This is a genomic window from Streptomyces sp. 2114.4, assembly GCF_900187385.1.
GTDB lineage: Bacteria > Actinomycetota > Actinomycetes > Streptomycetales > Streptomycetaceae > Streptomyces > Streptomyces mooreae.
Map to the genome: position 1 here is coordinate 1,377,623 of NZ_FYEY01000001.1, position 12,757 is coordinate 1,390,379.

A 12,757-nucleotide genomic window follows, 5' to 3' on the forward strand; every position below is an offset into this window, starting at 1 on the left:
CTTGACGTTGACCAGTCGCGACCCGGAGGGCCCGTTGTCCCGCATTGTGCTGAAGGCGATTCTCGGATTCGTCATGCGTGTCCTGTACCGCCCGAAGGTCGAGGGCATGGAGCGCATTCCGGCGACCGGACCGGTGATCCTGGCCGGCAATCACGTCACCTTCATCGACTCGCTGTTTCTGAGCCTGGTGGTCAAGCGCCCGGTGTACTTCATCGGCAAGGACGAGTACGTCACCGGCAAGGGCGTCAAGGGCCGGCTGATGGCCTGGTTCTTCACCAGCGCCGGCATGATCCCGGTGGACCGCGACGGCGGGCACGGCGGGGTCGCGGCGCTGATGACCGGCCGCCGGGTGCTGGAGGAGGGCAGCGTCTTCGGCATCTACCCCGAAGGCACCCGCTCCCCCGACGGCCGTCTCTACCGCGGCCGTACGGGTATCGCCCGACTCACCCTGATGACCGGCGCGCCCGTCGTCCCGTTCGCGATGATCGGCACGGACAAGGTGCAGCCCGGCGGCAAGGGCCGCCCGCACCTCGCTCCGGTGACGGTGCGCTTCGGCGAGCCGCTGGACTTCTCCCGCTATGACGGCATGGACCGTGACCGCTATGTGCTGCGGGCGGTCACCGACGAGGTGATGAGCGACGTGATGGAGCTGTCCGGCCAGGAGTACGTCGACATCTACGCCACCAAGGCCAGGGCCGCCTGACCCGTCCTCGACCCGTTACGCCGGGCCCCGTCCGATTCCTGGACGGGGCCCGTGGTGCGTGTGGTGCCTCCGCTCCGGGGCAGCGGGCACCCGGCCCGCCCCGGGTCAGCAGGGCACCCGGAAGCCGCCGGGGGCTCGCTGGCCCTCGGCTCCGCCGGTCAGTGCCGTGCGCAGCGCCGCCTCGGGCCTCGGTACCACGCTGCCGTCGGCCTGCAGGAGTTGCTGGCGCTGGGTGATGGTGCCGGTGCGGGCGCCGGGCACCTCCGCGTTCTTGACCCGCACCCGGTTCAGCGGTGCGGGCGTGAGCTGCTTCTTGGTACGGACGAAGGAGATGAAGCTCTCGTAGTCGCGGGTGTGGCGGACCGGTGCGGTGAAGCCGGTGAAAGCGCTGAAGCCGTCCTGGTTGATGAGGGTGTACGAGGGGGCGGCGAGGCGGTAGCGGCGGCCGGTGTCGAGTGCGGTGCCGTTGATGAAGACGTCGGCGGGGTCGATCCGCCGGCCGACCGGCCCCGCGGCGTCGAAGGTGTAGCGGACGTTCCCGGAGACCGCGAGCGGTGAGAAGCCGAGGCCGCCGCCGGCGGTCGGCGCCCACTGCTCCTCCAGCGCGTCATGGATCTGCCGGCCGGTGACGGTGACGGTCAGGATCGGGTCGCCGAAGCCCACGGAGTTCCAGGCCTGCGCAAAGGTGAGGGCGCCGTCGGTCTCCTGGTCGCGGATCAGATCGCCGGCGATCACCGCCTGGCCGACGCGCGGGGCGACCGCGATCACGGCGAGGTCGGCGGGGGTGTTGGGGTGGTCGGCGGGGTCGTCCATCGGGCCGTGCGGCTGACGGCCCGCCCACAGCGCCCAGTCGGCGACGAGGTTGCCCATGGTGGACTCCCCCAGCGCGTTGCGGCGGCGGGTGAAGGAGGCGGTCTGGGTGCCGATCTTGGTGCGGGCGCGGCGGGAGGCGTAGTCCGCCCAATAGCCGGCGATCGAGCGCAGCTCGGGGTCCGGCGTCACATCGCGGGTGTTGGGGTGGTTGGTGGAGGTGGTCAGCTCCCGGATGACCGCTCCGGTGTCCGGGTCGAGGCGGAGGTTGATCTCGTTGATGATCTGCCCGTAGCAGCCGGCCTCGACGAAGGGGCGGGGGTCGCCGTTGGGGTCGGGCAGCATCATGGTGAAGGCGCAGTGCCAGTGGCCGGTGACGATGGCATCGATGTCGGGCGAGACGCGCAGCGCCAGTTCGTAGGCGGGTCCCGAGGGGTTCTTGCCGCTGGAGAAGTCGCTGCCGGCCACCGCGCCGTCGTGCATGCTGAGCACGATCGCATGGACGCCGCGTTTCTTGAGCTCCGCGGCACAGCGGTTGGCGGTCTCCAGTTCGTCCAGGGTGCGCAGTCCCGGCTGGTAGGAGCCGGGGAACGACTCGGTGCCGATGGCGGTCAGATGGATGAAGCCGATCGCCAGCCGGCGGCCCCGGCCGGCGTCCACGTACTCGATGTTGTAGGGCGCCAGTACGGTTTCGCCGGTCGCGTTCCAGACCATGTTGGCGCTGTAGTAGGGGAACTGCGCGCCCTCGAAGCGGCGCCCGGTGGAGTCCTTGAAGTCGTCGTCCCGTCCGACGACCGGGAAGTCGTCGCCGTCACCCATGTGCGAGGTCAGGAAGGCCGCCGACTTGTCGAACTCGTGGTTGCCGGCCGAGGCGAAGTCGAGGCCCATGGCGTTGAGCGCCTCGATGGTGGGCTCGTCGGCGAAGGAGGAGGCGTCGAACTCCCAGCCGGAGAAGAGGTCGCCGGGGGCGAAGAAGAGCGAGTTGTCGCGGCCGTCTCTCAGCCGCTCCAGGTGGGCGGCCATATAGGCCACGCCACCCACCGTGTACGTCTTTCCGCCGGCACCGGTGATGAGGGAGTTGGCGCCCGGGGCGCCCTGCAGATAGCCGTGCAGGTCGGTGATGTTGAGGAGCTGGACGTCGACGTATTCGTCAGCGCTGGCCGCGTCGCGGGCGTGGTCGGTGGCGTAGGCGTTGCTGCCGATGGCGCTCGCGGTGGCCAGGGCCCCCGCGGCGGTGATGAAGGAGCGTCGTCCGATGTCGCGCACTGCGTCACTCTCCTGAACGAGCCGTCCGTAGGGGGACGACGGGAGAGTCAAGCGAGCCGCGCCGGACGGCCGGTCACCAGCACACGTACCGGGCGTGAACAGGCGAGGGACAGTCGCCCCCAGGGCGTGTCCCGTGGATCATGGCCGGTGCACGGCACCGTGATCCACAGGACACGCCCTGAGGCGCGGTGGGTGCCCGCCGTCCGGCGGATCGGCCCGGGATGTTCCCCCGGCCTCGCAGGCCTGCGGAGGGCGGGAGACACCCCTAGCTGTTGGCCAGCTCCTGGCCGCGGAGCAGGAACCACGCGGCCACCGCGGCGGACAGCAGGACCGCCGCACCCACCGCGGCCGCGGCGTCCACCCCGGCGACGAAGGAGTGCTGTGCGGCCTTGACCAGTGCCGCGGCCTGGTCGGCGGGGAGGTGGCGGGCCGCCTCGAAGGCGCCGCCGAGCGATTCGCGGGCGGCGTTAGTGGCCGGCGCCGGGACCCCGGGCGGGGCGGCGAAGCCCCGGTAGTTGGCGGTCACGATGGACCCCAGCAGCGCGATGCCGAGGGCGGCGCCCAGTTCGTACGCCGTCTCGGAGACCGCGGAGGCGGCTCCCGCCTCCTCCTTGGGGACGCTGGAGAGGATCACATCGGCGGTGACGGTGAACGAGAAGCCGGCGCCGATGCCGACGACGAAGAGGATCAGGCACAGGGCGGCGGTGCCGGTGTCGCCGTGCAGGGTGGTGCAGCCGACGAGCGAGAGGCCGACCACGGCGAGGCCGCCGGCCACCACGATCCGTACGGACAGCCGGCGGGCGACCCAGCCGGCGGCCAGACCGGCGCCCACCGCACCGATCGCGGCCGGGAGTTCGGTGAGCCCGGCATTGAGCGGCGAGCGCAGCTGCACCATCTGGAGGAACTGGGAGAGGAAGAAGACCAGGCCGGAGAGTCCGAGGATGGTCAGCAGGTCGGCCAGCACCGCCCCGGAGAAGCCGCGGTGGTGAAAGAGCTTCATGTTCAGCAGCGGCGAGGCGAGGGTGAGCTGCCGCCGGACGAACACGAGCAGGGCGAGCACGCCGAGGACGGCGGCCAGTGCGATGTCCCAGCGGTAGCCCTCCACCGCCGCTTCCTTGATGGCGTAGACGACGGCGACGATGCCCACCAGGGCCAGCAGCACGCTGGGGATGTCCCACGGACCGGGATCCGGGTTACGTGACTCCGGGATGACCCGGGCGCCGACGGCCACCAGCAGCGCCATCACCGGCAGGTTGATCAGGAAGACCGAACCCCACCAGAAGTGCCCCAGCAGAAAGCCGCCGAGGACCGGCCCCACCGCCATACCGGCCGAGGCCATCGCGCCCCAGATGCCGATGGCCAGGCTGCGTTCTTTGGGGTCGTGGAAGAGGTTGCGGATGAGCGCCAGGGTGGCCGGCATCAGCGTGGCGCCGGCCACGCCCTGCAGCGCACGGGCGGCGATCATCATCTCCGGGGTGGCGGCGTACGCGGCGAGCACCGACATGGCGCCGAAGCCGACCGAGCCGATCAGCAGCAGCTTCTTCCGGCCGATGCGGTCGCCGAGGCTGCCCATGGAGACCAGCAGGCCGGCGATGACGAAGGAGTAGATGTCGCCGATCCACAGCAGCTGCGTGCCGGACGGCCGGAGGTCTTCGCTGAGGAAGGGGGTGGCGAGGCCGAGGACCGTGGCGTCGACGCCGACCAGCAGGACGGCGAGGACGAGGACGGCGAGTGCGAGCCAGCGTCCCGGCCGGGGCTGGTCGTCCACATGAGCCGAGCCGGCCGGTTCTGACGCTATGGTCTCGGTCATTTCTCCATGCTCCGTCGGATGCCGCCGAGCAGCAGCTCGGCGATCGAGTGGTTGAGGTCATTGCGGGCGACCCGTCCTTCGTGGACGGCCCAGGCCCCGGCGCCGATCAGGCCGTAGAAGGCCTCGGTGAGCCAGGCGGCGCTCAGCTCGATGCGGAAGTCGCCCTCTTCCTGGCCGCGGCGGAAGAGGGCGGAGATACGGGCGTCCAGTTCCGCCCAGCCGGCGTTGATCTCGCCGTCCTCGAAGAGCTGGTTCTCGGTGAAGAGGAAGGCCAGGACGGCGGCGACCGGTTCGGCCTCGGCGATCAGCCGGCGCAGTGCCTCGGTCGCGTCCCCTTCCTCCAGCCGCGCCGCGTCCATCGCCTGCACGAACTGCGCGATGCCGTGCTCCTCCAGCGCCCTGATCAGTGCGTCCCGGCCGGCGAAGTGCCGGTGGAGCGTCGCGCGGCTGATCCCCGCGGCGCGGGCGATCTCGTCCATCGGCGTCGATGCCCGGCGCGTGAGCAACGCGGCGGCTTCCTTGAGTACCCGTTCACGGTCCACAGCCATGAGACACACAATAGCTGAATGAGACGTTGATGTCTCACATGACCCTCGTCACACGCACGACGGCGGCCCGCCCCCGGGTCTTTCCCGGGGGCGGGCCGCCGTCACTCACTCCTGTGACCAGAGGGCTCCCGCTAGGCCAGTTCGGTGGCCTCCTTGGCCGCCGCCCACTCCTGCTGCTTCACCAGATCGGCCCGCACCTCGGCGAGCTGGACCGCCACCGCGGAGGGCGCGGTGCCGCCCCGGCCGCCGCGCGAGGCGAGCGCGCCCGGGACGTTGAGGACCCCGCGGACCTCGGGGGTCAGATGCGGGGAGATCTTGGCGAACTGCTCGTCGGTGAGCTGGTCCAGCTCGATGCCGTGCGCCTCGCACTCCTTGACGCACTCACCGGCGACCTCGTGCGCCACCCGGAACGGCACACCCTGCTTGACCAGCCACTCCGCGATGTCGGTGGCCAGCGAGAACCCGGCCGGGGCCAGCTCCTCCATCCGCTCACGGTTGACGGTCAGCGTGGCCATCATGCCGGTGAACGCCGGGAGCAGCACCTCCAGTTGGTCACAGGAGTCAAAGACCGGCTCCTTGTCCTCCTGGAGGTCACGGTTGTAGGCGAGCGGCAGCGCCTTGAGCGTCGCCAGCAGACCGGTCAGGTTGCCGATGAGACGCCCCGACTTGCCCCGCGCCAGCTCCGCGATGTCCGGGTTCTTCTTCTGCGGCATGATCGAGGAGCCGGTCGAGAAGGCGTCGTGGAGCGTGACGAAGGAGAACTCCTTCGTGTTCCAGAGGATGATTTCCTCGGCGATCCGGGAGAGGTTCACCCCGATCATCGCCGTGATGAAGGCGAATTCCGCGACGAAGTCACGGGAGGCCGTGCCGTCGATGGAGTTGCCGGCCGAACCGTGCTCGAAGCCGAGGTCGGCCGCGACCGCCTCCGGGTCGAGGCCGAGCGAGGAGCCGGCCAGCGCGCCCGAGCCGTACGGGGAGACGGCGGTGCGGTCGTCCCACTGCCGCAGCCGTTCCGCGTCCCGGGACAGCGACTGCACATGCGCCAGCACATGGTGGGCGAAGAGCACCGGCTGGGCGTGCTGGAGGTGGGTGCGGCCCGGCATCGCGACGTCCGGGTGGGTCTCGGCGAGGGAGACCAGCGCCTCCTGGAGGCCGGCGATCAGCCCGCCGATGATCCGGGCGTGGTCGCGCAGGTACATCCGGAAGAGCGTGGCGACCTGGTCGTTGCGCGACCGGCCGGCCCGCAGCTTGCCACCCAGGTCCGGGCCCAGCCGCTCCAGCAGCCCGCGCTCCAGGGCGGTGTGGACGTCCTCGTCGGCGATGGTGCCGGTGAACGAGCCGTCGGCGACGTCCGCGGCGAGCCGGTCGAGGCCGGCGAGCATGCGGGTCAGCTCGTCCTCGGTGAGCAGCCCGGCCTTGTGGAGCACCCGGGCGTGCGCACGGGAACCGGCGATGTCGTAGGGGGCCAGCCGCCAGTCGAAGTGGACGGACGCCGACAGTTGGGCCAGCGCCTCGGCCGGTCCATCGGCGAAACGGCCGCCCCAGAGCCGGACGTCACCGCTGTTGCTGCTCACTGCTGCTCCTCAAGGCTGCTTCGGATACGCGACCTCCCCCTGGGTCCCGGGGACCAGGGGGTACCCCCGCCACGAGGGCGGGGACGCGGGCCGTCGTACGGAGATAACGAGACGGGCTCAGGCCAGGTCGCGCTTGGCCGCGATCTTGCTCGACATCCCGAAGAGTTCGATGAAGCCCTTCGAGAGCGACTGGTCGAAGGTGTCGCCGGTGTCGTACGTCGCGAGGTTGAAGTCGTAGAGCGACTGGTCGGACTTCCGGCCGGTGACCACCGCGCGGCCGCCGTGCAGGGTCATCCGGATGTCGCCGCTGACCTGCTGGTTGGCCTCGTTGATGAAGCCTTCCAGGGCGCGCTTGAGCGGCGAGAACCACAGGCCGTCGTAGACCAGCTCGCCCCAGCGCTGCTCGACCTGCCGCTTGTAGCGGGCCAGTTCGCGCTCGACGGTGACGTTCTCCAGCTCCTGGTGCGCGGTGATCAGCGCGATGGCGCCGGGCGCCTCGTACACCTCGCGGGACTTGATGCCGACCAGCCGGTCCTCGACCATGTCGATCCGGCCGATGCCCTGGGCGCCGGCCCGCTCGTTGAGCTGCTGGATGGCCTGCAGGACGGTGACGGGCTTGCCGTCGAGGGCGACCGGGACGCCCTCCTTGAAGGTGATGACGACCTCGTCGGCCTCCCGCTGGACGGCCGGGTTCTCGGTGTACTCGTACACGTCCTCGATCGGCGCGTTCCAGATGTCCTCCAGGAAGCCGGTCTCCACGGCCCGCCCGAAGACGTTCTGGTCGATGGAGTACGGCGACTTCTTGGTGGTCGCGATCGGGAGGTTCTTCTCCTCGCAGAACGCGATCGCCTTGTCCCGGGTCATCGCGTAGTCGCGGACCGGGGCGATGCACTTCAGGTCGGGGGCGAGGGAGGAGATGCCGGCCTCGAAACGGACCTGGTCGTTGCCCTTGCCGGTGCAGCCGTGGGCGACGGTGGTGGCACCGTGCTTCCTGGCGGCGGCCACCAGGTGCTTGACGATGGTCGGCCGCGAGAGCGCGGAGACCAGCGGGTAGCGGTCCATGTACAGGGCATTGGCCTTGATCGCCGGGAGGCAGTACTCGTCGGCGAACTCGTCCTTGGCGTCCGCGACCTCGGCCTCGACCGCACCGCAGTCGAGCGCACGCTTGCGGATGACGTCCAGGTCCTCGCCGCCCTGGCCGACGTCCACGGCAACGGCGATGACCTCGGCGCCCGTCTCCTCGGCGATCCAGCCGATGCAGACAGAGGTGTCCAGGCCGCCCGAGTAGGCGAGTACGACGCGCTCGGTCACGGGTTTCTCCTTACGGTGCATACGCTGATGGGTATAAGTATGCACTCCACCGTATGTTTCGTCAACGAGAGGATGAACACGCAGGTCACGAGGCGGGTCGTCGATGCAGCGAGAGCCTCAGGACCCCTCCTGCAGCACCTCGACCAGGACGTTCACATGGCTCACCGATACGTCTTTCGTGGCCGTCAGCAGTGTCAGCGGCCCCTGCCCGGCCCGCTCCCGCAGCCCCTCCAGCGCCGGCCGCACCGCCTCTTGCGCCAGCTCCTCGCGGTACCGCTCGGCGAACTGCGCGAACCGCGGTTCCTCGTGATGGAACCAGCGGCGCAGCTCCGACGAGGGCGCCACGTCCTTGCACCACTCGGTGAGCTGCGCATCTGCCTTGGACAGCCCGCGCGGCCACAGCCGGTCGACCAGCACCCGCGCCCCGTCCGCCGGCTCCGGCGCCTCATAGACGCGGCGCACCCGTAGGGCATCCGCGGGGAATTTTTCGCCCATACCCCATCGAAACATGACCACGGGAGTCCCGCCGGGTGACCGGGAAGCACCCCCTGCGGGTCCCGCTTTGGATTCATGGCCCCGGACAGGGTATTTTTCTTCTGCACGCCTCGGCCGGGATTCCTCCGGCCGGCACGAGCACCGGGACGTGGCGCAGCTTGGTAGCGCACTTGACTGGGGGTCAAGGGGTCGCAGGTTCAAATCCTGTCGTCCCGACGGTGCAGTAAGGGCTTACAGCCCAGGTCAGGGCCTTGTTTCCGCTTCGGCGGAAACAAGGCCCTTGATCGTTTTCGGCGGTGCCTCACGTGCGGGGCAGGTGCCTTACGCGCGGGGATCGGCGTAGTAGTCGGCCAGCATCTCCGAGGGCCAGGCGGGCTCGCGCACCTCGCCCTGCGGTCCCATCACGCCGAACCACGGCTTGATGTCCAGCACCGGTGTGCCGTCCACGGCGTCCAGCGCCTCCACCTGCAGATCCAGGCCGTCGACCGCGACCAGGCGGCACCGCGAGACGCCCAGCCAGTTCACCCGGCGCATATTGCGATGGGCGAAGGAGCCACCGGCCGGCCAGTCGGGGTTGCCGCGGGGGTGCCGGGATTCCGGGGGCAGATCGGTGGGGTCGGTCAGATGGAAGCGGAAGACGACCTCCAGGTGGGAGAAGGCCTCCAGGCCGACGACCGACTCCTCGGTGAACCGGTCCGGGTCGATCCGGATGACGGAGCGGGTGCCGCCCCAGTAGTCATCCGTCGGCTCGACCCGCCCGCCCACCACATGGGCGACGGGCACGACCTTGAACTCTTCTGTCATGGGGCGGAACTCCTCGGGGAGGGGGCCGGAAATGTACGGGAAGCAGGCGGGCGGGCGACCCTCCACGGCCGCCGGCGGGTCACGGGAGCGGCAGTCCCACCACCATCAGCGCAAACACCGGGGAGTCGGGGAAGGGCTGGCGCTCGCCCACCTTTTGATACCCCCAGGACTCATACAGGGTCTGGACCTTGGGATGCGTCACGTCCACCAGCAGCGCCGCGAGGTCCGCTTCCTCGGCGTCCGTCAACGCCCGGTGCAGCCGCTCGGACGTGCCCGTCTTCCGCCACCGCTCGCGCACCATCAGTTCCGAGAAATGGAACGTGCGGCTCTGCTCCGGCGCCGGGTCCAGGTGCTCACGCCACCATTCGCGGCCCTCGGCTCCGGGGGCTCCGTAGGCGAAGCCCACCACCTCGTCACCGTCGTACCCGATCACGCAGGAGAACTCGGGGTGTCCGCCCCAGTGGTCGACGAACCAGGGGAACTTCTGCCGGAACTCGTGGCGCAGGCCTGCTCCTCGTCCCGTTGGTGAAGCTGTGTCAGGGCGAGCTGGAGGGTAGTCAGCGCCCGGTTCCGGCGGAACCGCTGCGGGATGGCCGCCAGGGCACGGTGTGACGCCGCCTCGGCGCCCGCCGCGTCCCCGATGCCGTCCCGGACGATGGAAGTGATGGCCATCAACTCGGCCGGGCCGTAGAAGGCCACCCAGGAGGGCCGGGGCTCGTCCGTGGACGCTTTCGCCAGCGCTTCCTCCGCGTACCCCAAAGACCGCAGGGCGCCCCGCCGATCCCCGACGCTCGAGTGCCCGATCGCCGTGCGCGCGTGGGCCAGGGACGCGAACAGCGGGTCGCGGCGCGTGACGGCAGTCGCCTGCGCAGCCTGCCCTGCGTCCACGGCCTGCGAGAAGTCCCCGCGCTGGCTCGCGAGCATGGCATGTGAGTTCCACACCCGGAGCTCCGCCACGGGGTCTTTCCCCATGCCCGCCAGGTACAGCGCCCGGTTGAGATGAGCTTGCGCACGGTCGCTCTGACGAGCGTCCACGGCCGACCACGCCGCCGACGCGGTGTAGTTCGCGGCCACGCTGAAGAGCCGCTGGCGGATGCGCTGGGACGCCGCCCGCTTCTGCAACTCCAGCGCTTCCGCAGCACCCGCCAAGGCGGCCCGCTCCAGGGCCTCGTGCCCGCCGTTGGAGGCGTCCAGGGCGGTCAGGGCGTCCAGGCCGCTGCGGAGGCGGATCCCGTCGGAAGTGCCGACCGCGTACGGCCGGGCGACGGCCAGGGGGGTGACCGTGGCGGCCGTCGTGCCGGCGGCGGTGAGGAAGTTCCTGCGGCGCACGGGATCCTCCGTCCTGTGGGGACATGTCTGCCCGCCGGAGGGGCGAAGCCCAGTTCATCGGCGGTACGTCCGAATACTGCTTCCAAGGCTTCCCGCTGCCGAGGGTGCGGCCACCGGGTCTTTCCGGTCAGCCAGTGGCGCACGGTGCGGTCGCTGACGGTGCCCGCCCGGCCGAGCGAGCGCAGGTAATCGTTCACCGCCTCGGCCAACTCGGCCTGGGTTAAGCCCGCTTCCCCGAGGGCGTCGGCAAGACGCTCGTTCGCCTGGTGCGGACCGCGCTGGCGGCCTGGGACATGGAGGAACTGGCCGACGACGCGGCCGTGGTGTTCTCCGAGTTGGTGACCAACGCCGTGCAGCATGCACGGAGCGAGGTGATCCGGCTGGTCGTCAGCCGCCCCGGCCCGGCGACGGTACGGATCGGAGTCGTGGACAAGTCGAAGGCCCCTCCCCGGCACCGCGCGTCGGGGAACGAGGACGACAGCGGGCGGGGGCTCGTGCTGGTGGCCGGACTGACGGCCGCCTGGGGTAGCGACCGGCTCCGCTGGGGCAAGCGGGTCTGGGGCGAACTGCACAGGAAGGACGGCCGGTGACCGATGCGGAAAAGCCCTGGGTGGGTGATCTGGTGCGTGACGAGGGCGCCGGCCGGACCGGCATCGTCAGCGATGTACGCGGGGGCATCTATGTGCTGCGGCCGACCAACGGGCCGGGCCACTGGCTCTGCGAGGTCCCCGGCCGGACGGTGCTGGTGGCGCGCGAGGAGCGGCGTGACGGCTGAGGTGAGGTGAGGCGATGGTGCGACGCCGTGCCGCCCCGGCGGGGAAGACCCGCGCGGGGCGGCCGGAATGCGCGGCCGGGTTCTGGGCCGATTCGCGGCCGGTTCGCGGCCGGTTCGCGGCCGGAATGCGGCCGGAATGCGGCCGTTTCGCGGCCGGAATGCGCGCCCGGGACTACGGCACCGGCGGGACCGGGCCCGACAGGTCGCGCCGGTCCGAGAGATCGCGCTGGTCCGACAGGTCCCGCTGGTGCGGTATCGCGATCTCGTCCGGCTTCTGGAGGGCCACGGTCCGGGCCGGGGAGGGGATGCGGATGCCCTCGGCCCGGTAGCGCTGGTGCAGGCGCTTGATGAACTCGTGCTTGATCCGGTACTGGTCGCTGAATTCGCCGACGCCCAGGATCACCGTGAAGCTGATCCTGGAGTCGCCGAAGGTGTGGAAGCGGACGGCCGGTTCGTGGTCGGGGTCGCCGCCGTCGACGTCCTTCATCACGCTCTCGACGACCTCGGTGGTCACCCGCTCGACATGGTCGAGGTCGCTGTCGTAGCCGACGCCCACCTGCACCAGGATCGTCAGCTTCTGTTCCGGGCGGGTGAAGTTGGTCATGTTGGTGCCGGCCAACTGGGCGTTGGAGATGATCACCAGGTTGTTGGAGAGCTGGCGCACCACGGTGTTCCGCCAGTTGACGTCGACGACGTAGCCCTCCTCGCCGCTGCTGAGCCGGATGTAGTCACCGGGCTGCACCGTCTTGGAGGCGAGGATGTGCACGCCCGCGAAGAGGTTGGCGAGGGTGTCCTGAAGGGCCAGTGCGACGGCGAGGCCGCCCACGCCCAGGGCGGTGAGCAGCGGGGCGATGGAGATGCCCAGGGTCTGCAGGACGACCAGGAAACCCATCGCCAGGACGATGATGCGGGTGATGTTGGCGAAGATGGTCGCCGATCCGGCCACCCCGGACCGGGACTGGGCGAAGGACTTCACCCCTCCGGTGATCACCCGGGCCGCGGTGAGCGTGACGACCAGGATGAGCAGCACCATCAGCGTCCGGTTGACGGTGCGTTGGACCGTCTCCGTCAGCGGCAGCGCCGCGGCCGCCGCCGCCAGGCCGCCAGTGACCGCCGCCCAGGGCACCACCGCCCGCAGCGCGTCTACGAGGATGTCGTCCCCGCTCCACCGGGTTTTGAGGGCGTGTTTGCCCAGCCAGCGCAGGGTCACCCGCAGCAGAACGGCGGCCACGATGCCGGCCGCCAGCGCGGCGCCGGCCACGATCAGATCGTGCAGTGTCACAGCGCGGTTCACCGGCCGGCTCCCCCCGCGGCCGGAAGGAGCGGCCTCGC

General features: G+C 70.5%; 12 protein-coding genes, 1 tRNA gene and 1 pseudogene. 4 read left to right on the forward strand and 10 right to left on the reverse strand.

From position 1 onward, the window contains the following. The first annotated feature begins 34 nt into the window (after positions 1–34). Positions 35–703 (forward strand): 1-acyl-sn-glycerol-3-phosphate acyltransferase, encoded by a 669-nt coding sequence (locus CFW40_RS05995; RefSeq protein WP_088796800.1) that lies wholly within the window; start codon positions 35–37, stop codon positions 701–703. A gap of 105 nt (positions 704–808) precedes the next feature. Here the strand turns inward: CFW40_RS05995 and CFW40_RS06000 are convergent, their stop codons facing one another. The 6 genes from CFW40_RS06000 to CFW40_RS06025 all read right to left on the reverse strand — a co-directional run bounded on the left by CFW40_RS06000 (position 809) and on the right by CFW40_RS06025 (position 8,517). Then, positions 809–2,779 (reverse strand): bifunctional UDP-sugar hydrolase/5'-nucleotidase, encoded by a 1,971-nt coding sequence (locus CFW40_RS06000; protein ID WP_088796801.1) that lies wholly within the window; start codon positions 2,777–2,779, stop codon positions 809–811. Positions 2,780–3,044: 265 nt separating this feature from the next. Then, the gene (locus tag CFW40_RS06005) at positions 3,045–4,589 is read right to left on the reverse strand and encodes an MFS transporter (RefSeq protein WP_088796802.1); all 1,545 of its coding nucleotides are present in this window, start codon (positions 4,587–4,589) and stop codon (positions 3,045–3,047) included. Continuing rightward, on the reverse strand, positions 4,586–5,137 hold the full coding sequence (locus CFW40_RS06010) for a TetR/AcrR family transcriptional regulator (RefSeq protein WP_088796803.1): 552 nt from the start codon (positions 5,135–5,137) through the stop codon (positions 4,586–4,588). Before CFW40_RS06010 ends, CFW40_RS06005 begins: the two co-directional genes overlap by 4 nt. 131 nt (positions 5,138–5,268) lie before the next feature. Further along, on the reverse strand, positions 5,269–6,711 hold the full coding sequence (gene argH / locus CFW40_RS06015) for an argininosuccinate lyase (protein ID WP_088796804.1): 1,443 nt from the start codon (positions 6,709–6,711) through the stop codon (positions 5,269–5,271). A 117-nt stretch (positions 6,712–6,828) separates the two neighbouring features. Continuing rightward, complete coding sequence (locus tag CFW40_RS06020) at positions 6,829–8,022, reverse strand: argininosuccinate synthase (protein WP_088796805.1); 1,194 nt, start codon at positions 8,020–8,022, stop codon at positions 6,829–6,831. 117 nt (positions 8,023–8,139) lie between these two features. Then, positions 8,140–8,517, reverse strand: coding sequence for a DUF488 domain-containing protein (locus tag CFW40_RS06025; protein ID WP_176956561.1), 378 nt, complete (start codon positions 8,515–8,517; stop codon positions 8,140–8,142). Between the two features lie 142 nt (positions 8,518–8,659). On the opposite strand from CFW40_RS06025, the gene CFW40_RS06030 reads away from it, so the two are divergent. Continuing rightward, positions 8,660–8,733: transfer RNA gene (locus tag CFW40_RS06030), tRNA-Pro, on the forward strand. A 105-nt stretch (positions 8,734–8,838) separates the two neighbouring features. Here the strand turns inward: CFW40_RS06030 and CFW40_RS06035 are convergent. The 3 genes and pseudogenes from CFW40_RS06035 to CFW40_RS06045 form a co-directional block, all read right to left on the reverse strand. Further along, positions 8,839–9,321 carry an SAM-dependent methyltransferase gene (locus CFW40_RS06035; RefSeq protein ID WP_088796807.1) on the reverse strand — a complete coding sequence of 161 codons (483 nt, stop codon included), beginning with the start codon at positions 9,319–9,321 and terminating at the stop codon, positions 8,839–8,841. Between the two features lie 79 nt (positions 9,322–9,400). Continuing rightward, a pseudogene (locus CFW40_RS06040) lies at positions 9,401–9,817 on the reverse strand (GNAT family N-acetyltransferase); the annotation flags it as partial. Next, on the reverse strand, positions 9,751–10,650 hold the full coding sequence (locus CFW40_RS06045; protein WP_305523602.1) for a hypothetical protein: 900 nt from the start codon (positions 10,648–10,650) through the stop codon (positions 9,751–9,753). The pseudogene CFW40_RS06040 and the gene CFW40_RS06045, both read right to left, overlap by 67 nt. Positions 10,651–10,916: 266 nt before the next feature. Between CFW40_RS06045 and CFW40_RS06050 the strand changes: the two genes are divergently transcribed. Together CFW40_RS06050 and CFW40_RS06055 are read left to right on the forward strand one after the other, a co-directional pair. After that, positions 10,917–11,240, forward strand: coding sequence for an ATP-binding protein (locus CFW40_RS06050; protein ID WP_256331574.1), 324 nt, complete (start codon positions 10,917–10,919; stop codon positions 11,238–11,240). After that, the gene (locus tag CFW40_RS06055; protein ID WP_088796808.1) at positions 11,237–11,425 is read left to right on the forward strand and encodes a hypothetical protein; all 189 of its coding nucleotides are present in this window, start codon (positions 11,237–11,239) and stop codon (positions 11,423–11,425) included. Before CFW40_RS06050 ends, CFW40_RS06055 begins: the two co-directional genes overlap by 4 nt. A gap of 172 nt (positions 11,426–11,597) precedes the next feature. Here the strand turns inward: CFW40_RS06055 and CFW40_RS06060 are convergent, their stop codons facing one another. Next, positions 11,598–12,719 carry a mechanosensitive ion channel family protein gene (locus CFW40_RS06060; RefSeq protein WP_088796809.1) on the reverse strand — a complete coding sequence of 374 codons (1,122 nt, stop codon included), beginning with the start codon at positions 12,717–12,719 and terminating at the stop codon, positions 11,598–11,600. Positions 12,720–12,757: the final 38 nt, after the last annotated feature.